This window comes from Leifsonia stereocauli (assembly GCF_038432415.1).
Lineage (GTDB): Bacteria > Actinomycetota > Actinomycetes > Actinomycetales > Microbacteriaceae > Orlajensenia > Orlajensenia stereocauli.
Map to the genome: position 1 here is coordinate 258,922 of NZ_JBCAUN010000001.1, position 21,450 is coordinate 280,371.

The 21,450-nt window shown below is 69.3% G+C and carries 19 protein-coding genes; 14 read left to right on the forward strand and 5 right to left on the reverse strand.

Annotated features, from left to right (window positions below; genetic code table 11):
* Window positions 1-4: 4 nt before the first annotated feature.
* Together AADV74_RS01375 and AADV74_RS01380 are read right to left on the reverse strand one after the other, a co-directional pair.
* A complete protein-coding gene (locus AADV74_RS01375; RefSeq protein ID WP_342111090.1) occupies window positions 5-826 on the reverse strand; it encodes an aldo/keto reductase in 822 nt (273 codons plus the stop codon).
* Window positions 826-2,052: an MFS transporter gene (locus AADV74_RS01380; RefSeq protein WP_342111092.1), complete on the reverse strand. Its 1,227-nt coding sequence runs from the start codon at window positions 2,050-2,052 to the stop codon at window positions 826-828. The genes AADV74_RS01375 and AADV74_RS01380 overlap by 1 nt, the downstream gene beginning before the upstream one ends.
* Window positions 2,053-2,128: 76 nt before the next feature.
* Between AADV74_RS01380 and AADV74_RS01385 the strand changes: the two genes are divergently transcribed.
* From AADV74_RS01385 to AADV74_RS01415, 7 genes are all read left to right on the forward strand, one after another.
* Window positions 2,129-2,965, forward strand: a complete 837-nt coding sequence (locus AADV74_RS01385; protein WP_342111094.1) for a sulfurtransferase — start codon at window positions 2,129-2,131, stop codon at window positions 2,963-2,965.
* Between the two features lie 13 nt (window positions 2,966-2,978).
* On the forward strand, window positions 2,979-3,878 hold the full coding sequence (locus tag AADV74_RS01390; RefSeq protein ID WP_342111096.1) for an ABC transporter substrate-binding protein: 900 nt from the start codon (window positions 2,979-2,981) through the stop codon (window positions 3,876-3,878).
* Between the two features lie 2 nt (window positions 3,879-3,880).
* Window positions 3,881-4,846 (forward strand): amino acid ABC transporter permease, encoded by a 966-nt coding sequence (locus tag AADV74_RS01395; RefSeq protein WP_342111098.1) that lies wholly within the window; start codon window positions 3,881-3,883, stop codon window positions 4,844-4,846.
* Window positions 4,847-4,893: 47 nt separating this feature from the next.
* A complete protein-coding gene (locus AADV74_RS01400; RefSeq protein WP_342113078.1) occupies window positions 4,894-5,646 on the forward strand; it encodes an amino acid ABC transporter ATP-binding protein in 753 nt (250 codons plus the stop codon).
* Between the two features lie 176 nt (window positions 5,647-5,822).
* The gene (locus AADV74_RS01405; RefSeq protein WP_342111099.1) at window positions 5,823-6,830 is read left to right on the forward strand and encodes a PLP-dependent cysteine synthase family protein; all 1,008 of its coding nucleotides are present in this window, start codon (window positions 5,823-5,825) and stop codon (window positions 6,828-6,830) included.
* Complete coding sequence (locus AADV74_RS01410) at window positions 6,827-8,128, forward strand: NtaA/DmoA family FMN-dependent monooxygenase (protein ID WP_342111101.1); 1,302 nt, start codon at window positions 6,827-6,829, stop codon at window positions 8,126-8,128. Before AADV74_RS01405 ends, AADV74_RS01410 begins: the two co-directional genes overlap by 4 nt.
* Entirely contained in the window at window positions 8,128-9,552 is a 1,425-nt protein-coding gene (locus tag AADV74_RS01415) for an aromatic amino acid ammonia-lyase (protein WP_342111103.1), read from the forward strand. Before AADV74_RS01410 ends, AADV74_RS01415 begins: the two co-directional genes overlap by 1 nt.
* A gap of 6 nt (window positions 9,553-9,558) precedes the next feature.
* Here AADV74_RS01415 and AADV74_RS01420 read toward each other — a convergent pair whose 3' ends face one another.
* A complete protein-coding gene (locus AADV74_RS01420) occupies window positions 9,559-10,065 on the reverse strand; it encodes a GNAT family N-acetyltransferase (RefSeq protein WP_342111105.1) in 507 nt (168 codons plus the stop codon).
* Between the two features lie 171 nt (window positions 10,066-10,236).
* Window positions 10,237-14,151: an ATP-dependent RNA helicase HrpA gene (hrpA, locus tag AADV74_RS01425; RefSeq protein ID WP_342111108.1), complete on the reverse strand. Its 3,915-nt coding sequence runs from the start codon at window positions 14,149-14,151 to the stop codon at window positions 10,237-10,239.
* 237 nt (window positions 14,152-14,388) lie between these two features.
* Here hrpA and AADV74_RS01430 point away from each other — a divergent pair, with 237 nt between their 5' ends.
* From AADV74_RS01430 to AADV74_RS01455, 6 genes are all read left to right on the forward strand, one after another.
* The gene (locus tag AADV74_RS01430) at window positions 14,389-15,123 is read left to right on the forward strand and encodes a hypothetical protein (RefSeq protein WP_342111110.1); all 735 of its coding nucleotides are present in this window, start codon (window positions 14,389-14,391) and stop codon (window positions 15,121-15,123) included.
* Window positions 15,116-15,412, forward strand: coding sequence for a transcriptional regulator (locus tag AADV74_RS01435; protein ID WP_342111112.1), 297 nt, complete (start codon window positions 15,116-15,118; stop codon window positions 15,410-15,412). The genes AADV74_RS01430 and AADV74_RS01435 overlap by 8 nt, the downstream gene beginning before the upstream one ends.
* On the forward strand, window positions 15,409-16,338 hold the full coding sequence (locus tag AADV74_RS01440) for an ABC transporter ATP-binding protein (RefSeq protein WP_342111114.1): 930 nt from the start codon (window positions 15,409-15,411) through the stop codon (window positions 16,336-16,338). The genes AADV74_RS01435 and AADV74_RS01440 overlap by 4 nt, the downstream gene beginning before the upstream one ends.
* Entirely contained in the window at window positions 16,335-17,087 is a 753-nt protein-coding gene (locus tag AADV74_RS01445) for an ABC transporter permease (protein ID WP_342111116.1), read from the forward strand. Before AADV74_RS01440 ends, AADV74_RS01445 begins: the two co-directional genes overlap by 4 nt.
* 94 nt (window positions 17,088-17,181) lie before the next feature.
* Window positions 17,182-17,568 carry a PPOX class F420-dependent oxidoreductase gene (locus AADV74_RS01450; protein WP_342111118.1) on the forward strand — a complete coding sequence of 129 codons (387 nt, stop codon included), beginning with the start codon at window positions 17,182-17,184 and terminating at the stop codon, window positions 17,566-17,568.
* 135 nt (window positions 17,569-17,703) lie between these two features.
* Window positions 17,704-18,537: an aldo/keto reductase gene (locus AADV74_RS01455; protein ID WP_342111120.1), complete on the forward strand. Its 834-nt coding sequence runs from the start codon at window positions 17,704-17,706 to the stop codon at window positions 18,535-18,537.
* Between the two features lie 58 nt (window positions 18,538-18,595).
* On the opposite strand, the gene AADV74_RS01460 is transcribed toward AADV74_RS01455, so the two are convergent.
* The gene (locus AADV74_RS01460; protein WP_342111122.1) at window positions 18,596-19,444 is read right to left on the reverse strand and encodes a hypothetical protein; all 849 of its coding nucleotides are present in this window, start codon (window positions 19,442-19,444) and stop codon (window positions 18,596-18,598) included.
* 41 nt (window positions 19,445-19,485) lie between these two features.
* On the opposite strand from AADV74_RS01460, the gene AADV74_RS01465 reads away from it, so the two are divergent.
* A complete protein-coding gene (locus AADV74_RS01465) occupies window positions 19,486-21,384 on the forward strand; it encodes a thioredoxin domain-containing protein (protein ID WP_342111124.1) in 1,899 nt (632 codons plus the stop codon).
* The last annotated feature ends 66 nt before the right edge of the window (window positions 21,385-21,450 follow it).

Genomic DNA, 21,450 nt, shown 5'->3' on the forward strand with positions numbered 1-21,450 from the left:
GCCGCTAGTCGTCGTCGGGGTCCCGCCCGGTGCGCTCGCCGGCGTCCAGCGCCGCGATCACGTCGAGGTCGGCATCCGTCAGCTCGAAGTCGTAGACGTCGGCGTTCGCCCGGATGCGCTCGGGCGACGCCGACTTCGGGATGACCACATTGCCCTGCTGCAGGTGCCAGCGGATGGCCACCTGGGTCGCGGTCCTGCCGTGGCGCTCGCCGATGACGGTCAGAGTCGGGTCTGCGACGGCCCGCCCCCGCGCCAGCGGTGACCAGGCCTCGGTGACGATGAGGTGCTCGGCGTGGAAGGCACGCAGCTCACGCTGTTGGAGCCACGGGTGCAGCTCCACCTGGTTGACGACGGGGTGGACGCCGGTCTCGTCGAGGAGGCGTTGCAGGTGGTGGCGGTGGAAGTTGGAGACTCCGATCGAGCTCACCCGACCCTCCTCGCTGAGCCTGATGAGCGCGCGCCAGGTCTGCACGTAGAGGTCGGTGCTCGGTACGGGCCAGTGGATGAGGTAGAGGTCGAGCCTGTCGAGGGCGAGGCGCTTCATGCTGGCGTCGAAGGCGCGGAGCGTCGCGTCGAAGCCGTGGTCGGCGTTGCCCACCTTCGTGGTGACGAACACGTCGTCGCGCTCGATCTCCGAGTCGTCGATTCCGAGTCCGACACCGACCTCGTTGCCGTACAGGGATGCCGTGTCGACATGCCGATAGCCTGCGTCGAGCGCAGCGACGACCACGTGGGGGGTGTCGGCATCCGGAACCTTGTACACGCCGAGACCGAGCTGCGGGATGCTCAGCCCGTCGCTCATCGTCACGCGGTGCGAGAGGTCCATCAGCTGGGCTGCACAGGGACGGGCTCGGTGTCGGGGATGGGGCTGGCATCGCGGCCGCGCAGGTCGGGGTGCCAGCGCTTGCCGACCACGGGCACGATGAATCCCACGAGGGCGAATGCCGAGGCGGCCCAGAACGCGCCGACGGGTCCGTTGGTGTCGATGAGGAGACCGGCAGCGGCCGACCCGAGTGCGGCGCCGATGAGCTGGCCCGTCCCGACCCAGCCGTAGGCCTCGGCGGTGTCGCTGAACTTGACGCTGGCCGACACCATGGCGAACAGCACGGCGAGGGCCGGTGCGATGCCGACTCCGGCGACGAACAGGGTGACAGAGAGCCAGAGGAACTCGGATCCCTCCATCGCGACGAGGCCGATCGTCGCCGCTGCGGTTCCGACGAAGACGATGAACATGCGGCGGGCGCTCGCCCACGGCCCGATGGCGATGTGGCCGAAGCTCAGGCCACCCGCGATCGAGCCGATGGAGAAGATCGCGAGCACGATGCCGGCTCCGGCGCCGCCGTGGCCGAAGACGGCGACGACTCCGGCCTCGATGGCGGCGCACGCCCCGATGAGGAGGAAGCCCACGACGGTGGCGAGCATCACCGGAGGGCGGCGCAGCACGGTGCCGAAGCGACGCTTGCTGCGGGGGATGCGCACCCGCCCGAGCTCGGGGGACGACAGGAACCAGAGGCCACCGCCGACGAGGAAGATCACCGCGGTGAGGATGCCCCACACGGTGCTGATCTGGGTGGCGATGAAGGTGGTGACGACGGGACCGACGACCCAGATGATCTCCTGCGCCGTGGCGTCGAGCGAGAACAGTGGGGTGAGCTGGCGGGAGTTGACCATCTTGGGGTAGATCGTGCGCACGGCCGGCTGGATGGGCGGCATGCTGAGGCCTGCGAGCGCTCCGACGGCCATGTACCAGGGGACGGTGAGCGGCAGCAGTGCGATGGCGGTGACGGCGGCGGCGCAGACCGCGATGGTGACGGCGATCACCCGTCGCATGCCCCAGACGCCCATGAGGCGGCTGGTCAGCGGGCCGGCGATGGCCTGGCCGATGCTCGTTGCCGCCAGCACGAGTCCGGCGGAGCCGTACGATCCCGTCTGCTGCTCGATGTGCAGCAGGAAGGCGAGCGAGAGCATCCCGAACGGGAAACGTGCCGTGAGCTGCGCACTGATGATCCGGGCCACGCCCGGCGTCTTCAGAAGATCGGAGTAGGCGCTCACGATGATCCAGACTATCCGGTTGGTCGTGTACCCCGTCAGCGGGTTAGCGTGTACTGATCACGAACCGAGGGGTGCCATGCCAGACCAGCTCATCAGCGTTGACGAGCTCGCCGCAGCGCTGTCCGGCGACGCCGCGCCGAGGCTCCTCGACGTGCGCTGGAGCCTGGGCGGGCCCGATGGCGCCGACGAGTTCGCGCTCGGCCACATCCCCGGCGCCGTGTACGTCGACCTCGACGAGGAGCTCGCGAGCCACGGGCCGGCGACCGACGGACGGCATCCGCTGCCCGCGGCATCGGACCTCGAGAGATCTGCCCGGGCGTGGGGACTGGACGACGGCGACGCGGTCGTGGTCTACGACGACCGCGCAGGGCAGTCGGCCGCCCGCGCCTGGTGGCTGCTGCGCCATGCCGGCGTCTCCGACGTGCGACTGCTCGACGGTGGATGGTCGGCGTGGACGGCTGCCGGGCTTCCGACGACGACGGATGCCGTCTCCCCGCCGCCCGGCGACGTCACCCTGGACTACGGTCACCTCCCGGTGCTCGACATCGACGATGCGGCCGCCCTGCCCGGGAACGGTGTGCTCCTCGACGCCCGTGCCGCAGAGCGCTACCGGGGCGAGGTCGAGCCGATCGATCCGCGGGCCGGTCACATCCCCGGCGCCGTCAGTGCGCCGACCTCCGGCAACCTCGATGCCGACGGGCGGTTCCTGTCGCGCGAGGAGCTGATCGCGCGGTACACAGACCTCGGCGTCGACTCCGAGCATCCCATCGGCGTGTACTGCGGATCGGGCGTCACAGCGGCCCACGACGCCCTCGCGCTGACCATCGCGGGCTTCGAGCCCGCCCTCTACCCCGGCTCCTGGTCTCAGTGGGCCAACCATCCTGATCGTCCCGTCTCCACCAGCACCAACTAGAAAGCAGAACCCCATGCGACTCACCAGATCCCTGCCGGTCATCCTCGCCGCCACGGCGGCGACGGCCCTGCTGCTCACGGGCTGCGTCGACAACTCGACCCCGGCCGAATCCACGGGCTCCACGACCGCGACGGTCACGAAGGACGACGCCGCCGCGAAGCTCCTCCCCGAGAAGGTCGCCTCATCGGGCAAGCTCATCATCGGCACCGACCCCACCTACGCTCCCAATGAGTTCAAGAACGAGGCGGGCGAGCCCATCGGCTGGGGCATCGAGCTCGCCGCCGCCGTCGCGGCCAAGCTCGGTCTCACCCCCGAGTACCAGGTCGCCAAGTTCGACAACATCATCCCGAGCGTCACCGGCGGCAAGGCCGACATCGGAGAATCGAGCTTCACCGACACCGTCGAGCGTGAGAAGCAGGTCGACTTCGTGAACTACTACACGGCCGGAATCCTCTGGGCCTCGGCCAAGGGCAAGGACGTCGACCCCGAGAACGCCTGCGGCCTCACCGTTGCCGTTCAGGCCACCACCACCGAGGACACCGCCGAGATTCCCGCGAAGAGCGACGCGTGCGTCGCCGCGGGCAAGCCCGCCATCAACAAGGTGCAGTACGACACCCAGGATGCCGCGACCAACGCGGTCGCGCTCGGTCAGGCCGACGCCATGAGCGCCGACTCTCCCGTCACCCTCTACGCCATCTCGCAGACCGATGGCAAGCTGCAGGCCGCGGGCGAGTCGTTCGACGAGGCCCCGTACGGCATCGTCGTGGGCAAGGACTCGGGACTCACCGAGGCCATCCAGGCTGCAGTGCAGTCGCTCATGGATGACGGCAGCTACGGCGAGATCCTCGACAAGTGGGGCGTGGCCGACGGAGGCATCACCGAGGCCACCATCAACGCTGCAGCGAACGGCTGATCATGTCGGACGACGAGCGTCGGCCCGAGCCGATCAAGGCCATCAAGCTGAAGCATCCGTGGCGGAACGTGCTAGCCGTGGTGCTGATCCTCCTCGTCGCGCTCGTCGTCATCGACGCCGCCCAGAGGCCGGCGTTCGACTGGCCGGCGGTCGGGAAGTACGTCTTCGACAGGCGCATCTCGCAGGCCGCCCTCGTGACCCTCGAGCTGACGGTGCTCTCGATGGTGATCGCCATCGTGCTCGGCATCCTGCTCGCCGTGATGCGGCTCTCGCCCAACCCCGTCGTGAAGAGCGTCGCGTGGGTCTACCTCTGGATCTTCCGCGGCACACCGATCTACGTCCAGCTCACGTTCTGGGGCCTGATCGCCGTGATCTACCAGTCGATCGACATCGGCGTCCCATTCACCGAACCGTGGGCGTCGTTCGAGACCAAGAACGTCATCAGCGTGTTCTGGATCGCCGTGATCGGCCTGGCGCTCAACGAGGCCGCCTACATGGCCGAGATCGTGCGTGCCGGCCTGCTGTCGGTCGACCGCGGGCAGGAGGAGGCTGCCACGGCGCTCGGCATGAGCTGGTCGCAGACCATGTTGCGCGTCGTGATCCCGCAGTCGATGCGCATCATCATCCCGCCGACGGGCAACGAGGTCATCTCGATGCTGAAGACCACCTCGCTGGTCACGGCCGTGCCGTTCGGGCTCGACCTCTACAACCGGGCACGCGACATCTCGGCCGAGACGTTCAACCCCATCCCGCTGCTCATCGTGGCATCGCTCTGGTACCTGCTGTTCACCTCGATCCTGATGGTCGGACAATACTTCCTGGAGAAGCGCTTCGCCCGGGGCGTCGGCGATCGCCGACCCGATAAGGGCGCTGGCCCTACCGGAACCCTGCCTGTCGTCGGTGCCGGTCAGCCGACCGTCATCGCCCCTGTCTCATCCGCGTCCACAGAGGCCGGAGGCCACCGATGACCGACACCACAGCATCCGTGGCAGCATCCGTTCCCACGTCGGTTCCCATGGTCTTCGCCGACGGCGTCTCGAAGAGCTTCGGCTCCAACGAGGTGCTGAAGTCGATCTCACTGGAGGTGAGGCGCGGCGAGGTCATGTGCCTCGTCGGGCCGTCGGGCTCGGGCAAGTCGACGTTCCTGAGGCTCATCAACCACCTCGAGATCCTCTCGGCCGGGCGCCTCAGCGTCGACGGCGACCTGGTCGGCTATCGCGAGCACGGCGGCAAGCTCTACGAGCTGAAGCCGAAGGAGGCCGCCATGCAGCGCCGCGACATCGGCATGGTGTTCCAGCGCTTCAACCTGTTCCCGCACATGACGGCGCTCGAGAACGTCATGGAGGCGCCCATCCGCGTGAAGGGGCAGCCGAAGGCAGAGGTGCGCAAGCGCGCTCTCGAACTGCTCGCCCGCGTCGGCCTCGCCGAGCGTGCCGACTACTACCCTGCGCACCTCTCGGGCGGCCAGCAGCAGCGCGTCGCCATAGCGCGAGCTCTCGCCATGGACCCGAAGCTCATGCTCTTCGACGAGCCCACCAGCGCGCTCGACCCCGAGCTCGTGGGGGAGGTGCTCGACGTCATGAAGGAGCTCGCGACCTCGGGAATGACCATGATCGTGGTGACGCACGAGATGGGCTTCGCCCGCGAGGTGGCCGACTCGCTCGTCTTCATGGACGGCGGCGTCGTCGTCGAGTCGGGCGATCCTCGCGAGGTGCTCTCGAACCCGCAGCACGAGCGCACGAAGGCGTTCCTCTCGAAGGTGCTGTGATCGCCGTTCGCTGAGGGCCGGGCGGAGTCCGCGGCCGAAGCGCGCTTCGGACGGTCGCTTCGCTCGGTCCTCACCGAGCGGGTTGTGGGCGCTGGCTGAGGCCCAGCGCGCGGCCGAAGCGTAACTCGACGCAACCGCGCCTGGGCGGCATGCCTTCCCGTCGTAGCCTGTCTCTCATGCTCATCAGCCCCACCTCGACGACGGTCATCGAGCCGACGCTCGCGGCCGCCCTCGACGTCCCGGCGTGGGAGGTGCTGCCCTCGGTGGCGCACCTCATCGGCGAGACGCCGATGGTGGAGCTGACGACCCTGACGCGCGGCCTGCCGGCGCGCATCGTCGTGAAGCTCGAGGGGCGCAACCCGGGCGGATCGGCCAAGGACCGCGCGGCGCTCAACATGGTGCGTTCGGCCGAGGCGTCGGGCTCGCTCGCTCCCGGCGGCACCATCGTCGAGTCGAGCTCGGGCAACACCGGCATCGGCCTCGCGCTCGTCGGCCGGCTCACCGGGCACCCCGTCGTCATCGTTCACGATGCGAACACCTCGGCCGAGAAGAAGTCGTTGCTCGCGGCGTTCGGAGCCCGCCTCGTCGAGGCCGACTGGGATGCATCGCCCGACGACCCGGCGAATCCGCGTGCCATCGCCGCGCGCATCACCGCCGAGACTCCCGGGGCCTGGCAATCGCGCCAGTTCGACAACACCGACAACCCCGAGGCTCATGTGCTCACCACCGGCCCCGAACTCTGGCGTCAGACCGCGGGGCTCGTCACCCACTTCGTCGCCTCGATCGGCACGGGCGGCACCATCAGCGGTGTCGGCCGCTACCTGCGCGACGTCTCCGATGGCCGGGTGCGCGTCATCGGCGCCAACCCCGTCGGCTCGACTTACGGGGGAGCGCCCGATGGCCCCATCCGTATCGACGGCGTCGGCACCCGTTGGCCCCGCGAGTGGTGGCCGCGGAATGTCGACAGCACCGTCATCGACGAGGTGCGCACGATCCAGGACGAGCGTGTGCACGACATCGCCCGCGCCCTGGCACTCGAGGAGGGCCTGCTGCTCGGGCCGTCGTCCGCCCTCGCCGTGGCCACGGCGCTCGAGGTGGCTGGTGAAGCGCCAGCCGGATCCGTCATCGCCGTCATCTCGGCCGATTCCGGCCTCAACTACCTGAGCAAGGGACTGTACACATGAGCCTGCTGCACTTCGGATGGTTCCTGGGGGCCGGCTTCGGGGTGCAGGGATGGGGCGACGACAGCTACGGCGTCGGCTACGACTGGAAGAAGCCGCAGGTCTACCAGGACGCCGCGCGCGTCTTCGAGGCCTCGGGTCTCGACCTCCTCGTCATCGAGGACGGCGTGACAGTGCCGGACACCTACGGCGGAACGGCCGAGGTCAACCTGGCCAGCGCACGATTCGTGCCGAAGCACGACCCGCTGCCGCTCGTGCCGTACCTTCTCGGCGCCACCTCGAAGCTCGGCATCGTTCCGACCCTCTCGGCGAGCTTCTATGAGCCATTCACTGCGGCGCGCCTGCTGTCGACCCTGCAGCATTTCGCCGACGGCCGCCTCGGATTCAACGTCGTGACCAGCGGCAGCGACCTCGCCGCCCAGAACTACGGCCTCGACAAGCAGATCGAGCACGACCTGCGCTACGACCGCGCCGACGAGTGGATCGATGTCGTGCGCAAGCTCTGGCGCTCGTGGGAGCCCGATGCGATCGTCGAGGATGCCGCGGGCCGCGTGTTCGCCGACTACCGCAAGGTGCACACCATCGACCACGACGGCCGCTTCTTCACCGTTCGCGGACCCCTGACGAACGCGCCGCTCCCCGAGGAGCCCGTCATGGTGCAGGCCGGTGCCTCCGGCCGCGGACAGGCCTTCGCCGGCAAGAACTCCGACGTCGTGCTGGCCCTGGCATCGACACCGGAACGGATGCGAGCCCACCGCGACGCGGTGCGGCAGGCCGCGGCCGACGCGGGTCGCTCGCCCGATGCCATCCGCGTGCTCTTCGTCGTGCAGCCCATCGTCACGGCGAACGCCGAGGAGTCCGCTTCAGTGCGGGCCGCACGGGCCGAACTGACCCAGGCCTCCATCGACGAGGCGCTGCAGTCGATCTCCTACCTGTCCGGCGTCGACTTCAAGAGATTCGATCTCGACGCCCCGCTGCCCGAGCTCAGCACCAACAGCAACCAGGGCACGCTCGACAACTTCGTGAAGAGCGCGCCGGCCGGCTCGACGCTGCGCGAGATCCTGCAGACCCGGGCGCAGGGCGACGGCCTCGCCGTCATCGGAACCCCCGACGAGATCGCCGACCACCTGGCCACGCTCGGCGAGCAGGTGGGCGGCGACGGCTTCCTGTTCACCGGTCACGTGCATCCGGCGAACGTGCACCGTACCCTCGACCCGCTCGTTCCGGCCCTGCGACGTCGCGGCATTCTGCGCACCGAGCTGGGCGACGGCGGGCTGCGGCAGAACCTGCTGGACTTCTGATGGCTGGGCCGGTCGAACTCGGCGCCGACCCCGCGACCCCCTTCGACATCGCGTCGATCGCCGCAGGCGCTGCCGTCTCGCTCGCCCCGGCCGCTCTCGTCCGGGTGCGGGCCGCCCGCGATGTCGTGGAGCGGACGCTGGCGTCGGGAGCATCCGTCTACGGACTCACCACACGCCTGGGCAGTGGCCGCGATGAGCGTCTGGCCGATGACGAGCTGATCGCGTATCAACGGCAGGTCGTCGCCAACCATCGGGGCGGGAGCGGTCCGCTGCTGCCCCCGACCGAGGTGCGGGCCGTCATCGCTGCCCGTCTGGCGTTGCTCCTGAACGGCGGATCGGGGGTGCGCGTCGAGGTGATCGAGGCTCTGGCGCGCCTGCTCGACGCCGACTCCGCCGCTGTCGACGTGCCGTCGCGCGGCTCGGTCGGTGCCGCGGATCTCGCCCTGCTTGCGCCGGTGCTCGCCGAACTGCTCGAGCGCGGCCTCGACCTCGCACCGCAGGAGGCCGCGGCCTTCCTCAGCGCGAACGCCTATTCCATCGGGGTCGGATGCCTTGTGGCCGGCGAGCTCGACGGCCTCGGCCTCGCCGCGGATCGGGCCGTCGCCCTCACGCTCCAGGCCGCCGGCCTGCACGGGACCGGCGGCGCGATCTCGCCGTTCTCGGTCGCGGTGCAGCAGGCGCGGGGAGGAGTCGGGCAGGCCGCATCCGCCGCCCGCATCCGAGGCCTCATCGCGGACGGCAATCTCTTCGACTCCGCGCGGGAAGTGACGGTGCAGGATCCGCTGTCCGTCCGCACGGCCCCGCAGGTGACCGGGGCCTTCCTCGAGCGCGTCGACGCCCTGCGGACCGAGCTCTCGCTCGAGCTGGCGGCGCGCTCGGAGAACCCCGTCGTCGACATCACGAGCGCCTCGCTCGTCTCGGGCGGCAACTTCGCCGCCCTGCCCCTAACTCTCGCTCTCGAGACGCTGCGGCTGGCATTGGCGCACGTCGCGGCGGCGAGCGAGCGGCGGATCGCCGTGCTGTCGGAGTTGCAGCGACCGTTCAGAGCTGCCGGGACGTCGGTGCTGCCCGGCCTCACCTGGTACGGCGCAGCCGGCGCTCTGGCCGAGATCCGTCAGCTCGCGGCTCCGGTGTCGCTCGGAGCCACCGTGCTCTCGGGCGTCGAGGACACGGCGTCGTTCGCCCCGACCGCCCTTCAGCTGCTTCGCCGGAGCGCTGAGCTCACCCGGGACGTGCTGGCGATCGAAGCGCTGCACGCGGCCGAGCTGGTGCGGCTGGACGATGCGTCCAGCCGTCTGGGTGCCGCTTCGGCGCCGTTGGCGGAAGCGCTGATCGCCCTGCTCGAGAGCGGAGTGGCCTCCGACGAGCTCGTCGCGCGGGCCGGCATCCGTCTGAGCAAGGAGGACTCGACGGCTGGGGACTGACGGCCGCTACAGCTCGATGTCCTTCTCGAAGGGCAGGTAGCCGAACGACTCCCAGTCCCCGTCGAGATCGAACAGCGGGCTGTAGCCGAGACTGCGGTAGAGCGCCACGGCCTCGGGCTGGCGAGCACCGGTGGTGAGTTCGATGCGACGGATGCCGCGACGCGACGCCTCGGCCTCGAGCTCGGCCATCACGCGCCGGGCCAGGCCGCGGCGGCGGTGGGCGGAGTGCGTCCAGACGCGCTTGATCTCCACGGCGTCATCGCCGGCGCGCTTGAACGCGCCGCCGGCGACGGGTTCGCCTGCTGCATCGAGCAGAAGAAGGAAGTCGCCACCGAACTCGGGGGTGAACAGTTCGGCCGGGTAGCGCGAGAGTTCGACCGACGATGGGATGCCGTCGTTCAGGCCGTAGCGCTCGTCGTACTCCCGCGACAGCTCCTCCACGAGGGGCCGGGCGAGCACGTCGTCTGAGCGCACGTGGACGACAGTGACGGGAGCGGCGTCGACATCAGGCATGCGGGAAACGCTACTCGCGCTCAGCTGGGTGGCTGCTCAGGATGACGAACCGTTGCGCTGGCGCACGCTCGGTGAGGGCCGAGCGAAGCGACCGCCCGAAGCGTGCCGCGGCGCCCGCCATGGCGCGCTTCGGCCGCGGACTCCGTCCGGGCCTCAGCGAGCGGGAAGAGCTCAGCGCCCGCTCAGCACCTTCACGATGCGCTGCAGCGACACCGTCTCCGCCGCCCGCAGCTCCTGCGCGAACAGGCTGATGCGCAGCTCCTCGATCATCCAGCGCGCCTTCACCAGCGACGGCATCGCGCGCGCGTCGATCGGGATCGTGCCGCCGGCCTCCTCGTAGCGGGCCGTGGCGTTCTGCACCTCTGTCATCCACACGCGGTCGCGCGCAGGGTTCTCACGGAGTTTCACGACGCGGGCGAGGATTCCGTTCAGGTAGCGCGGCACGTGCCGCAGCCGCTCGAGCCCCGTGGCCGAGACGAAGCCGGGGTAGACCAGTCCGCCCACCTGCTCACGGGCATCCGTGAGCGCCGAGATGACCTGCATGCTCGTCGCCTCCTTGAGTGCCTTGTCGACGGAACGGGCGGCGGAGAGCGTGCGCGAGACCAGTCCGACGGTCTCGAACATCGACTCCATGATCACGCCGGAGACGCGGTCGCGCACGGCCTCGAACTCCGAACGCTGGAACAGCATGCCGTCGGGGGCGATGCGGTACAGCACGTCGTCGATGCAGGCGAGCAGGCAGTCGTCGAACAACGCGTTGGTGCTGCGGTACGGGCTCGCCGCCAGGGCCAGCTTCTCCGTGTTCGTGAGGTGCTGCTGCACGTAACTCGATGGCGAGGGAACGGCGAGGGCGAGCAGGCGACGGATGCCGCCGGGCATCGCGGCTGCCTGGTCTTCGGCGGTCGGCAGCAGACGCAGGCTCACCGACGCCCCGTCGTCGACGAGGGCCGGGTAGGCGCGGATCGAATTGCCGGCGACGCGAGTGTCGACATGGCGTGGGATCTCATCGATGTCCCAGGTGGTGATGCCCGAGCGCTCGCTGAAGCCTCCCGTGGGCCGCAGGCGGGTGCCTGTGAGGGCGTCGCGCACTGCGGCGACCTGGGTCGGACCGCCGGATCGCTGGCGCGGCTGCTTCTCGGCGAACGTGCGGGCCACGGCGTCGCGAGCCTTGTCGGCCAGCTGGAGCTGCAGTGCGCGCAGGTCCTTGCCCGACGCGACGGGCCGACCGCGGTCGTCGACGACGCTGAAGGTCACGCGCAGGTGACCGGGGATGCGGTCGAGTTCGACGTCGGCGGCCGTGACTGCCGTGTAGGTCAGTCGCTGGATGATCGCGGCGACGGCGGCCGTGAATGGCTCGTCGGCCGGCTCATCCGGCAGCTCCGCCGCGATCTTCACGGCCCAGTCGTTGGCTGGAACGACCTGGCGACGGATGGCCTTCGGCAGCGCCTTGATGATGGCGGCGATGAGCTCGGTGCGGAGGCCGGCCACCTGCCAGTCGAAGCCGTTGGGGCTCACCCGGGCGAGCAGGGCCAGCGGGATCACGGCGGTGACGCCGTCGTCGACGGCCCCGGGCTCGAAGCGGTAGCGCAGCGTGAAGCGCTGGTCGCCCTGCCGCCAGCTCGGCGGGTAGGCCGTCTCGTCGACCTCGGGCGCATCATCAGGGGCGAGAGCCTCCGGCGTCATCGTGAGCAGGTCGGGGGTGTCGTTGCGTGCGCGTCGCCACCAGCCCTCGAAGGTGCGCGTCGAATATACGTCGGCCGGAATGCGCTTGTCGTAGAACTCGAAGACCGCCTCGTCGTCGAACAGGATGTCGCGGCGGCGGGTGCGCTCCTCGAGCTGTTCGAGCTCGGTGCGGAGCTTGCGGTTGGCGCGATCGAATGCCTGCTTCGAGTCCCACTCGCCCTGCACGAGCGCGTGCCGGAGGAAGAGCTCGCGGGCGTAGGGCTGGTCGATTCTGGCGAACTGCACCCGGCGCCGGGGGATGATCGGAACGCCGTACAGCGTCACCTTCTCGTAGGCGACGACAGCGCCCTGCGTCTTCTCCCAGTGCGGTTCGCTGTGGCTGCGCCTCAGCAGGTCCCCGGCGAGAGCCTCAGCCCAGGCGGGATCGATGGCGGCGTTCATGCGGCCGAACAGGCGGCTGGTCTCGACGAGCTCGGCGCTCATGACGGCATCCGGCTGCTTCTTGGCCAGCGAGGAACCCGGGAAGATGGCGAACCGCGCCTGACGTGCACCGATGTACTCGATGCGCGGGCGGCCGCCGGCGCCCTTGGCCGGCTTCTCGTCCTTGAGCCCGATGTGGGAGAGCAGGCCAGAGAGCAACGCCTTGTGGATGCCGTCGGCGTTCGGGGCGTCGCCGGCCAGCTCGCGGTCGTTCACCGTGAGGCCGAGCGGCTTCGCGAGCTGGCGCAGCTGACGGTAGACGTCCTGCCATTCACGCACGCGCAGGTAGTTGAGGAACTCGCTCTTGCAGAGTCGCCGGAACGCGCTCGACGAGAGCTCCTTCTGCTGCTTCTCGATGTGGTTCCACAGGTTCAGCAGGGTGAGGAAGTCGCTCGTCGGGTCGGCGAAGCGGGCGTGCAGTTGGTCTGCCTGAGCTCGCTTCTCCAGCGGACGCTCGCGCGGATCCTGGATGGTGATGCCGGCCACGATCGCCAGCACCTCCCGGCTCACAGCCTGCGCCTTCGACTCGATCACCATGCGGCCGAAGCGCGGGTCGATGGGCAGGCGCGCGAGGTCGCGGCCGATACGGGTGAGACGTAGCGAGGCGCCCTTGTCCACCGCGCCCAGTTCGTGCAGCAGGTCGAGGCCGTCTTTGATGCCGCGCGAATCCGGCGGAGTGAGGAACGGGAAGTCCTCGATGGACCCGAGTCCGAGCGAGATCATCTGCAGGATGACCGCTGCGAGGTTGGTGCGCAGCACTTCGGGCTCGGTGAACTCGGGGCGGCGGCCGAAGTCCTCCTCCGAGTACAGCCTGATGGCGATGCCGTCGCTCGTGCGGCCGGAGCGACCCGAGCGCTGGTTCGCCGATGCCTGCGAGATGGCCTCGATGGGCAGGCGCTGCACCTTCGAGCGCACGCTGTACCGGCTGATGCGGGCAGTACCCGCATCCACCACGTACCGGATGCCCGGAACCGTGAGCGAGGTCTCGGCCACGTTGGTGGCCAGCACGATGCGACGTCGAACGGCGGCGGTCTTCGACGGCTCGAAGACGCGGTGCTGGTCGGCTGAGGAGAGTCGGCCGTAGAGGGGGAGGACCTCGGTGACGGATGCCCCGCCCTGATAGTGCCCGCGCACGGCCTCCTCGGCGTCGCGGATCTCGTTCTCGCCCGACAGGAACACCAGCACGTCGCCGGTCGACTCGCGTGCGAGCTCGTCGAGGGCGTCGAGAATGCCCTGCAGGTAGTCCTTGTCGTCGCGGGCGGCTCCGTCGTCGTCCTCTTCGTCGCCCTCCGCCTCGGCGACCAGGGGCCTGTAGCGGATCTCGACGGGGAAGGTGCGGCCCGACACCTCGATGATGGGGGCTGGCCTGCCGTCGGCATCCGCGAAGTGCTTCGCGAAGCTCGCCGGGTCGATGGTCGCCGAGGTGACGATGACCTTGAGGTCGGGTCGGCGGGGGAGCAGCTGCTTCAGGTAACCGATGAGGAAGTCGATGTTGAGGCTGCGCTCGTGCGCCTCGTCGATGATGATCGTGTCGTACTTCGACAGCAGCCTGTCGTGGTGCATCTCGTTGAGAAGGATGCCGTCGGTCATGAGCTTCACCCGGGTGTCGGCCGACGAGCGATCGGTGAAGCGCACCTGGTAGCCGACGAGACCGCCCAGCTCGTCGCCGAGCTCCTCGGCGATGCGCTCGGCGATCGTGCGAGCGGCGAGGCGGCGGGGTTGGGTGTGGCCGATGTTCTTCCGACCCAGCTCGAGGCAGATCTTCGGCAGCTGCGTCGTCTTGCCCGATCCCGTCGCGCCGGCCACGATCACGACCTGGTTGTCACGGATGGCGTCTGCGATCTCCCCGCGCATGCGGCTGACCGGCAGCTCCGGAGGGTAGGTGATGACCGGGATCGTGGGGGTGGTCGCGGTCTCAGCCATAGCCCTCCATCTTAAGCCGGTGCTGGGAGCTCATTCGGCTGCTGTACGCCCGACCGGTGCCAGCGCAGCAGTTCCGGTGGGATCGGGCGGTGCATTCCAGCCCTTTCTGCAGCGCCGGTGGGATGGGGCGGCCGGGTGGTGGCGACAAAGTCATTGACATTGCAGAGTACTTTGCGTTACAAAGTAAGTAGCGCCGATGCGAACCCGATGACGGCGCGACACGAAAGCGAGTCGATCATGACGAACCACGACACAGGGGGCACCGCCCCCGCAGAGCACGACATCGATCACGATGACGAGCCGCTGGCGCCAGAACAGATGCTGGCTCTGTCGAACGATCAGCAGCGCAGCGTGGAGGGGCAGATGGGCGGCTTCGTTCCGATCATCATGCTCACCTGGGGCGTGGCCTGGCTGGTGGGATTCGGATGCCTCTGGCTCATCGACGGACTCCAGCCCGAGTTGGGCATCCCGCTCGGAGTCGCGATCACTGTGTTCTGCGTGCTGATCGCCGTGGCCATCGGCGCCTCGACGTTCCTCGGAGTGCGCTCGAGTCGCGGCATCCGTGCCTCGTCGGGATCGTCGTTCACCGGGGCTGTGTACGGCATGACCTGGTGGGTCGGCTGCCTCGCCATCGCCGGGTTCGGGGGCGCCCTCGCCGTGAACGGCATGGACCGCGAACTCGCGAACATCTTCTATCCGACGGCCTACGTGCTGTTCTCCGGTGTGATGTTCATCGTCGCCGGCGCGATCTGGAGGGCGGTGCCGTCGGTGGTGCTGGGTGGCTGGACGGTGCTGATCGCCGTCATCGCCCCCTACTTCGGCTACCCGACGCACTACCTGGTGCTGGCGATCGGGGGCGGCATCGGCTTCCTCGGGCTCGGCATCGCGTCGGTCATCCACCTGCGCTCACTCCGGGCGAAGACGTCGGGATCCGCGTTGGGGCCCGCATCCGGAGCGCAGTCCCGTGGCTGACCTCGACCCCGTCATCCACGCCCAGGCCCGCCTCCGCATCACCGCAGCCCTCGCCACGCGCGAGCCGGGGGAGTCCATCGCCTTCCCGCGCCTGCAGGAGCTGCTCGACATGACGGCCGGCAACCTGTCCACACACCTCCGCAAGCTCGACGATGCCGGCTACATCGACGTCGAGAAGTCGCACAAGGGTCGAACCCCCGTCACCTACCTCTCCCTCAGCAAGACCGGACGCCGCGCCTTCGAGGACTACATGGAGACGCTCAGATCAGTGTTGGGCACCACGTCATGACCGCACTCGCCTCGCTCACGAATGTCAGCCGTCGCTTCGGCGACCAGCTCGCCCTCGACGACGTCACGCTCGACATCGAGTCCGGCAGCATCCTCGGGCTGCTCGGCCCGAACGGTGCGGGCAAGACCACCCTCATCTCACTGCTCGAGGGGCTGCGCTCACCGTCGAGCGGAACCGTGCGCCTGTTCGGCGGCTCGCCCGGCGACCACCGCAACCGCGTCGGGCTGGGCAGCACCCCGCAGGAGACGGCGCTGCCGGAGACGCTGCGCGTCGGCGAGGTCATCGACTTCGTCGGCAGGCATTTCCCCGAACGGATGGCGACAGCCGAGCTCGCCGGGGAGTTCGGCTTGACCGAGCTCCTGCGTCGCCAGACCGGCTCGCTGTCGGGCGGCCAGAAGCGTCGGCTCAGCGTGGCGCTGGCCTTCGTCGGAAAGCCGCGACTCGTGTTGTTGGACGAACCGACCACCGGCCTCGACGTCGATGCCCGCCGCACGCTGTGGGACGCCCTCCGGCGCCAGCATGAGGCAGGAGCCACTGTCGTCGTCACGAGCCACTACCTCGAGGAGATCGAGGCGCTGGCGCAACGGGTGGTGGTGATGGCTCACGGCCGCGTGATCGCCGATGACGCGTTGCCGGCAGTGCTCGCTCGCGTGGCGTTGCGCCGGGTGCGGCTGGTCTCGTCCGAAGTGGAGCGCATCGCCTCCCTCGATGGAGTCGTCAGGCACGAGGCATCCGGAGACGGGACGACGACCTTCTACGCCCAGGATTCCGACAGGCTCATCGTCGAGCTGGTGCGGTCGGGCATTCCGTTCTCCGACCTCGCCGTGCGTGGAGCCACGCTCGAGGAGGCCTTCCTCACCCTCACCGAAGACGCGCCCGCAGGCTCGCCGGAAGACGCGTCCGAAGCTGAAGGAGCACGATCATGAGCACGGTCCAGCTCACCCTGTTGCACGCGAAGTACAACCTCATCGAGACGGCGCGCATCCCGATCGCGCTCATCGGATCGCTGGCGTTTCCCTCACTGGCTCTCCTCTTCTTCGTGGTGCCGCAGCGCACCGTGGCCGACGACCCGGCATTCGCGACGCAGGCCGTGATCTCCCTGTGCGTGTTCGCCGTGATGTCGAATGCGCTGTTCAGCTTCGGACTGAACATCTCGGAGGCGCGTGAGAAGCCGTGGGATCCCTACCTGCGCACCCTCCCGGCACCCGGAGTCGCGCGAGTTCTGGCGCACGTGTTCTCGACCGGCGCCATGGGACTGGCCGCGATCATCCCGGTGATCGTGATCGGCGGTCTTGCAACGGCAGCCGAAGCGCCGCTCGGCAACGTCCTCGCCGGCTTCGTCGCGCTCGCCGTGTCCGGCCTGCCGTTCATGTTCATCGGCATCTGCATCGGCTACTCGATGCCGTCGAAGGCCGCCATCGCCGTCGTCCAGGTGGTCATGTTCGCCCTCGCCTTCATCGGCGGCCTCTTCCTGCCGCCGTTCCTCTTCGCCGACTGGCTGAACACGATCTCGATGTTCACCCCGTCGCGGCAGGCCCGCGAGCTGGTCATCTGGGCGGTGCAGGGAGGCGACCTCGAGCCGTGGGTGTGGCTGGGTGTCCTCGCCTGGACCGTCATCACCTTCGCGCTGGCGCTGCTGCTGTTCCGGCGTGACGAAGGACGCCGCTACCGCTGACGGAGGTCGCGCCGCCGGTCGTCGAGCCCCGTCGCCCTGCCCTCGGTGAACGGATGCGAACCGGAACGCGGTTAGCGTTGAGTGCACTATGCCGATGACCCCCGAGCTCCTCGCCCTGCTGCGCCAGCCCAGCCCCTGCTTCCTGTCCACCCTCATGAAGGACGGCTCGCCACAGGTGACGGAGACCTGGGTCGACACCGATGGCGAGAACGTCATCATCAATTCCGTCGTCACCCACCTCAAGGTGCGCAACATCGAGCGCGACTCGCGCGTTGCCGTGGCCGTGCAGGACCCTGAGAACCCGTTCCGCTACATCCAGGTGCGCGGCCGTGTTTCCGCGATGACGACGGACGGCGCTGTGGAGAGCATCGAGGCGCTCTCGCAGAAGTACACAGGCCGTGCCTACCCCTGGTACGGCGGACGCGACCAGCAGCGCATCATCCTCACGATCGACCCGGAGAAGGTCAGCGGCCAGGGCTAGGGGCGCACCGGTCGCTGAGGTCCGGGGCGCACCCCGCGGCCGGAGCTCGGCGAGCAGCTATTCCCCGTTCCGCGCGCGGCGAACCCCTGTCAACCCCCGGGTGTGTCCGGCGGTATCCGTGGTGGGATGGATGACATGACGAACACCGTTCCCAGCATCACTCTCAACGACGGCCACACGATCCCGCAGCTCGGCTTCGGCGTGTTCAAGGTCGACCCGGCCGAGACCGAGCGCATCGTGACCGACGCGCTCGAGGTGGGCTACCGCCACCTCGACACCGCCAAGGTCTACGGCAACGAGTCCGGCGTCGGCAAGGCCATCGCCGACTCCGGCATCGCCCGCGACGAGCTCTTCGTCACCACGAAGCTGTGGAACGACGACCAGGGCACGCAGTCCGCGTTCGACGCCTTCGATCGCAGCCTCGAGCAGCTCGGCCTCGATCACGTCGACCTCTACCTCATCCACTGGCCGAGCCCGAAGAAGGACCGCTACGTCGAGAGCTGGAAGGCGCTGGAGCAGATCCAGGCCTCGGGTCGTGCACGCTCCATCGGCGTCTCGAACTTCCTGGTGCCGCACCTCGAGAAGCTCCTCGCCAAGACCGACGTCGTTCCCGCGGTCAACCAGATCGAGCTGCACCCCGCTCACCAGCAGCCGGCCGTCACGGCGTTCGCCCGCGAGCACGGCATCCACATCGAGGCGTGGGGACCCCTCGGACAGGGCAAGTACCCGCTCTTCGAGGCAGAGGCCGTCACCGGCGCGGCATCCGCCCATGGCAAGACCCCCGCCCAAGTCGTCATCCGCTGGCACCTGCAGACGGGCAACATCGTCTTCCCGAAGTCGAACCGTCGCGAGCGCATGGCCGAGAACTTCGACGTCCTCGATTTCGCGCTGACGGATGCCGAGGTCGCCGCCATCACGGCGCTCGAGCGCGAGGGCCGCGTGAGCGCGCACCCCGACGAGGTCGAGTAGGCGCTGAGGATCCGACCAATTCGACCGGGTCCAACCGGCTCAGCCCGGTCCGACCGGCTCAGCCCGTGAAGCCCACTGGCGACCCTGACAACGAGAACGTGCCGTCACGGTTCCAGTGGGCTTCCACCTGCCATGGCGTCTGGGTCGGCGGCGGCGTCGCCGACGCGTTGTCGGCGAGCAGGCTGACGGCTCTCTGGGCAGGCACGACGGCCGTGATTCGCAGGCCTTCTTCGATGATCTGCTGCTCGGTGCCGCAGTTCGCCTGATACCTCTCCCCGGTCTTCAGCAGCACGAGGCAGAACAGGTCGCGACTCTTCCGTGCAGCGAAGATGTCGTAGTCGCCGCCGTTCGTCGACGGATCGTAGATGCGCTGCACATCGATCGCGTCGAACTCCGCGAGGATCTCGGTCGGCAGCGTGCGCACGTCGGGCGGCGTGCGATCGAAGACGGCCAGCACGGCGTGGTCGGCCGGCGGTTCGGCTGCTCCGAAGTACGACACCGCTCCGGTGCTGCCGATCATGGTCGGCGGGGTCGACTCGTCGACGACGGTCTGCGCTCCGTAGGCGGCAATCACTCCGACGGCGACGCCTGAGGCCACGAGTGCCGCACCGCGCCAGCGTCGTCTCGCCCGCGGCGCGGGTTCGGAGTCGGATGCCGTATCCGCCGGCGCCGCGACGCCGTCCACCTGCTCCTCCATGGCGGCGGGAGCGTCCGCCTCCGCTGCCAGAGCCTCCTCGGCCCTCGCCCGGTCGAACTCGCGCAGCGCCCACTCGCTGGGCCGCATCCGCAGCGCTTCTCCGTTGGTCTCGTCGACATAGGATTGCTCGACCTCGGCCTGCCCGGCGGCGGAATAGACGCGGGCGAGCAGCGCTGAGCGCTCCTCGAGGCCATCGTCGGCAGCCGGCATGCGGCCAGAGTACGCCGCACGGCCAGCCGTAGGCTGGGAACATGGCGCCCAACCGATTGGCCGACTCCACCTCTCCCTACCTGCTCGCGCACGCCTCCAATCCGGTGCCGTGGTGGCCGTGGGGAGCCGAGGCGTTCGCCGAGGCGAAGCGCCGCGACGTTCCCGTGTTCGTCTCCATCGGCTATGCCACCTGTCACTGGTGCCACGTCATGGCGCGCGAGAGCTTCAGCGACCCCGTCGTGGCCGCGTACCTCGACGAGAACTTCGTGGCCATCAAGGTCGATCGCGAGGAGCATCCAGACGTCGACGTCAGCTATTTGGCGGCCGCCGGCGCCTTCACGAGAGAGCTCGGCTGGCCGTTGAGCGTGTTCACGACCCCCGACGGACTGGCGTTCTTCGCCGGCACCTACTTCCCACCGCGTCCGGTGCAGGGCGTGCCCGAGTTCCTGCAGGTTCTCGGTGCGGTGACGGATGCCTGGGCCCACCGTCGCGCCGACGTGCTCGGAACGGCCTCGGCCATCGGCGAGGCGCTGGCGGCGGCCGGCGCGGCTTCGGCCGGGTCCCAGGACGGCGTCGTCGACCTCCCCGATGCTGCGGCCCTCGACGACGCCGCCAGCCGACTCATCGCCCACGAGGACCACGTGCACGGTGGCTTCGGCACGGCGCCGAAGTTCCCCGTGGCTCCGGTGCTCGGTTTCCTGCTGGAGAGCGGAGGGGAGGGCGGCGCCTCCGCCGTCCGCACCCTCAAGGCGATGGGCGCGTCCGCGCTCCGCGACTCCGTCGAGGGCGGATTCTTCCGCTACGCCACCCGTCCCGACTGGACCGAACCCCACTACGAGCGCATGCTCTACGACAACGCGCTGCTGCTGGGCGACTACACGACGGCGTGGTCGCAGAGCCCGCAGCAGAACCCATGGGCGGCGACAGTCGCCTCGGAGGTCGCCCGCTTCCTGCTCGAGCGGATGCAGCTGCCCGACGGAGGCTTCGCCAGCGCCCAGGACTCCGAGAGCACCATCGACGGCAGACGCTCCGAGGGCGGCTACTACGCCCTCGACCGTGAGGCGCGCACGCACCAGACGCCGCCGGCCCTCGACCGCAAGCTGCTCACGGGCTGGAACGGACTCGCCATCGGCGCGTTGAGCCGCGCCGGTTTCGCCCTCGACCGCGCCGACCTGATCGCCGCCGCCGTCCGCGCCGCCGACCTGCTGCTCGAGCAGCACGTGCGCCGGGACAGGCTCGTGCGCTCGTCGCTCGACGGCCGGCCCTCCGATGCCACGGCGACGCTCGAGGACTACGGCATGCTCGCCGGCGGCCTGCTCGACCTCGCCCTGGCCAGCGGCATCGCCCGGTACGCCGTCGCGGCGCGGGACCTCATCGGCGCTGTCACCCCGAGCGACGGCGGACTGTTCGCAGTCCCGGGCGGGCCCGACCCGGTGCTCGCCTCCCAGGGCATCGCCCTGGGAGTCGACCCGTCGGAGGGCGCCTACCCGTCCGGCCTCACCGCCACGGCCGATGCTGCGCACAGGTTGTTCCTGCTCACGGCAGACCGACGCTTCCTCGACGCGGCGCGCGCCGCGATCGGTTTCGCGGCCCCTGGCGCTCTCTCGAACCCGCTCGCCGCCGGCGGAGCCCTCGCGCTGCTGCGCCGGCTCACGCAGCCGATCGTGCAGCTCGTGACGGTGGTCCCGGATGCCGCAGGCGCAGGCGCGGGCCCTGGTGCAGACGAGAGCGCCGGCGCCCTCGCGGCCGCAGCGCGTCGGCATCCGGCCTCCGTCAGCACCATCGTCACCGATGCCCAGGCGCAGGCCTTCGCCCGAGCCGGCTTCGAGCTCCTCGAGTTCCGCACCAGCATCGACGGTGCTGCCGCCGCCTACCTCTGCAACGATTTCGTCTGCCGCCTTCCGGTGACGGAGCCGTCGGAATTGCAACGACAGCCGTAACAAAACGCACTCTTACGTCGTGTTGCTGGATTGCTGGCGGCACGCCGGGCACGCGCCTAGCGTCGC

Excerpts from the sequence above, each read along its gene's own strand:
- AADV74_RS01375 (WP_342111090.1), bottom strand. The coding sequence starts at position 826 with ATGGACCTCTCGCACCGCGTGACGATGAGCGACGGGCTGAGCATCCCG.
- AADV74_RS01460 (WP_342111122.1), bottom strand. The coding sequence starts at position 19,444 with ATGCCGGCTGCCGACGATGGCCTCGAGGAGCGCTCAGCGCTGCTCGCC.
- AADV74_RS01450 (WP_342111118.1), top strand. The coding sequence starts at position 17,182 with ATGACCCCCGAGCTCCTCGCCCTGCTGCGCCAGCCCAGCCCCTGCTTC.
- AADV74_RS01400 (WP_342113078.1), top strand. The coding sequence starts at position 4,894 with ATGGTCTTCGCCGACGGCGTCTCGAAGAGCTTCGGCTCCAACGAGGTG.
- AADV74_RS01405 (WP_342111099.1), top strand. The coding sequence starts at position 5,823 with ATGCTCATCAGCCCCACCTCGACGACGGTCATCGAGCCGACGCTCGCG.
- AADV74_RS01430 (WP_342111110.1), top strand. The coding sequence starts at position 14,389 with ATGACGAACCACGACACAGGGGGCACCGCCCCCGCAGAGCACGACATC.
- AADV74_RS01385 (WP_342111094.1), top strand. The coding sequence starts at position 2,129 with ATGCCAGACCAGCTCATCAGCGTTGACGAGCTCGCCGCAGCGCTGTCC.
- AADV74_RS01465 (WP_342111124.1), top strand. The coding sequence starts at position 19,486 with ATGGCGCCCAACCGATTGGCCGACTCCACCTCTCCCTACCTGCTCGCG.
- AADV74_RS01455 (WP_342111120.1), top strand. The coding sequence starts at position 17,704 with ATGACGAACACCGTTCCCAGCATCACTCTCAACGACGGCCACACGATC.
- AADV74_RS01390 (WP_342111096.1), top strand. The coding sequence starts at position 2,979 with ATGCGACTCACCAGATCCCTGCCGGTCATCCTCGCCGCCACGGCGGCG.
- hrpA (WP_342111108.1), bottom strand. The coding sequence starts at position 14,151 with ATGGCTGAGACCGCGACCACCCCCACGATCCCGGTCATCACCTACCCT.
- AADV74_RS01420 (WP_342111105.1), bottom strand. The coding sequence starts at position 10,065 with ATGCCTGATGTCGACGCCGCTCCCGTCACTGTCGTCCACGTGCGCTCA.
- AADV74_RS01410 (WP_342111101.1), top strand. The coding sequence starts at position 6,827 with ATGAGCCTGCTGCACTTCGGATGGTTCCTGGGGGCCGGCTTCGGGGTG.
- AADV74_RS01445 (WP_342111116.1), top strand. The coding sequence starts at position 16,335 with ATGAGCACGGTCCAGCTCACCCTGTTGCACGCGAAGTACAACCTCATC.
- AADV74_RS01395 (WP_342111098.1), top strand. The coding sequence starts at position 3,881 with ATGTCGGACGACGAGCGTCGGCCCGAGCCGATCAAGGCCATCAAGCTG.
- AADV74_RS01440 (WP_342111114.1), top strand. The coding sequence starts at position 15,409 with ATGACCGCACTCGCCTCGCTCACGAATGTCAGCCGTCGCTTCGGCGAC.
- AADV74_RS01415 (WP_342111103.1), top strand. The coding sequence starts at position 8,128 with ATGGCTGGGCCGGTCGAACTCGGCGCCGACCCCGCGACCCCCTTCGAC.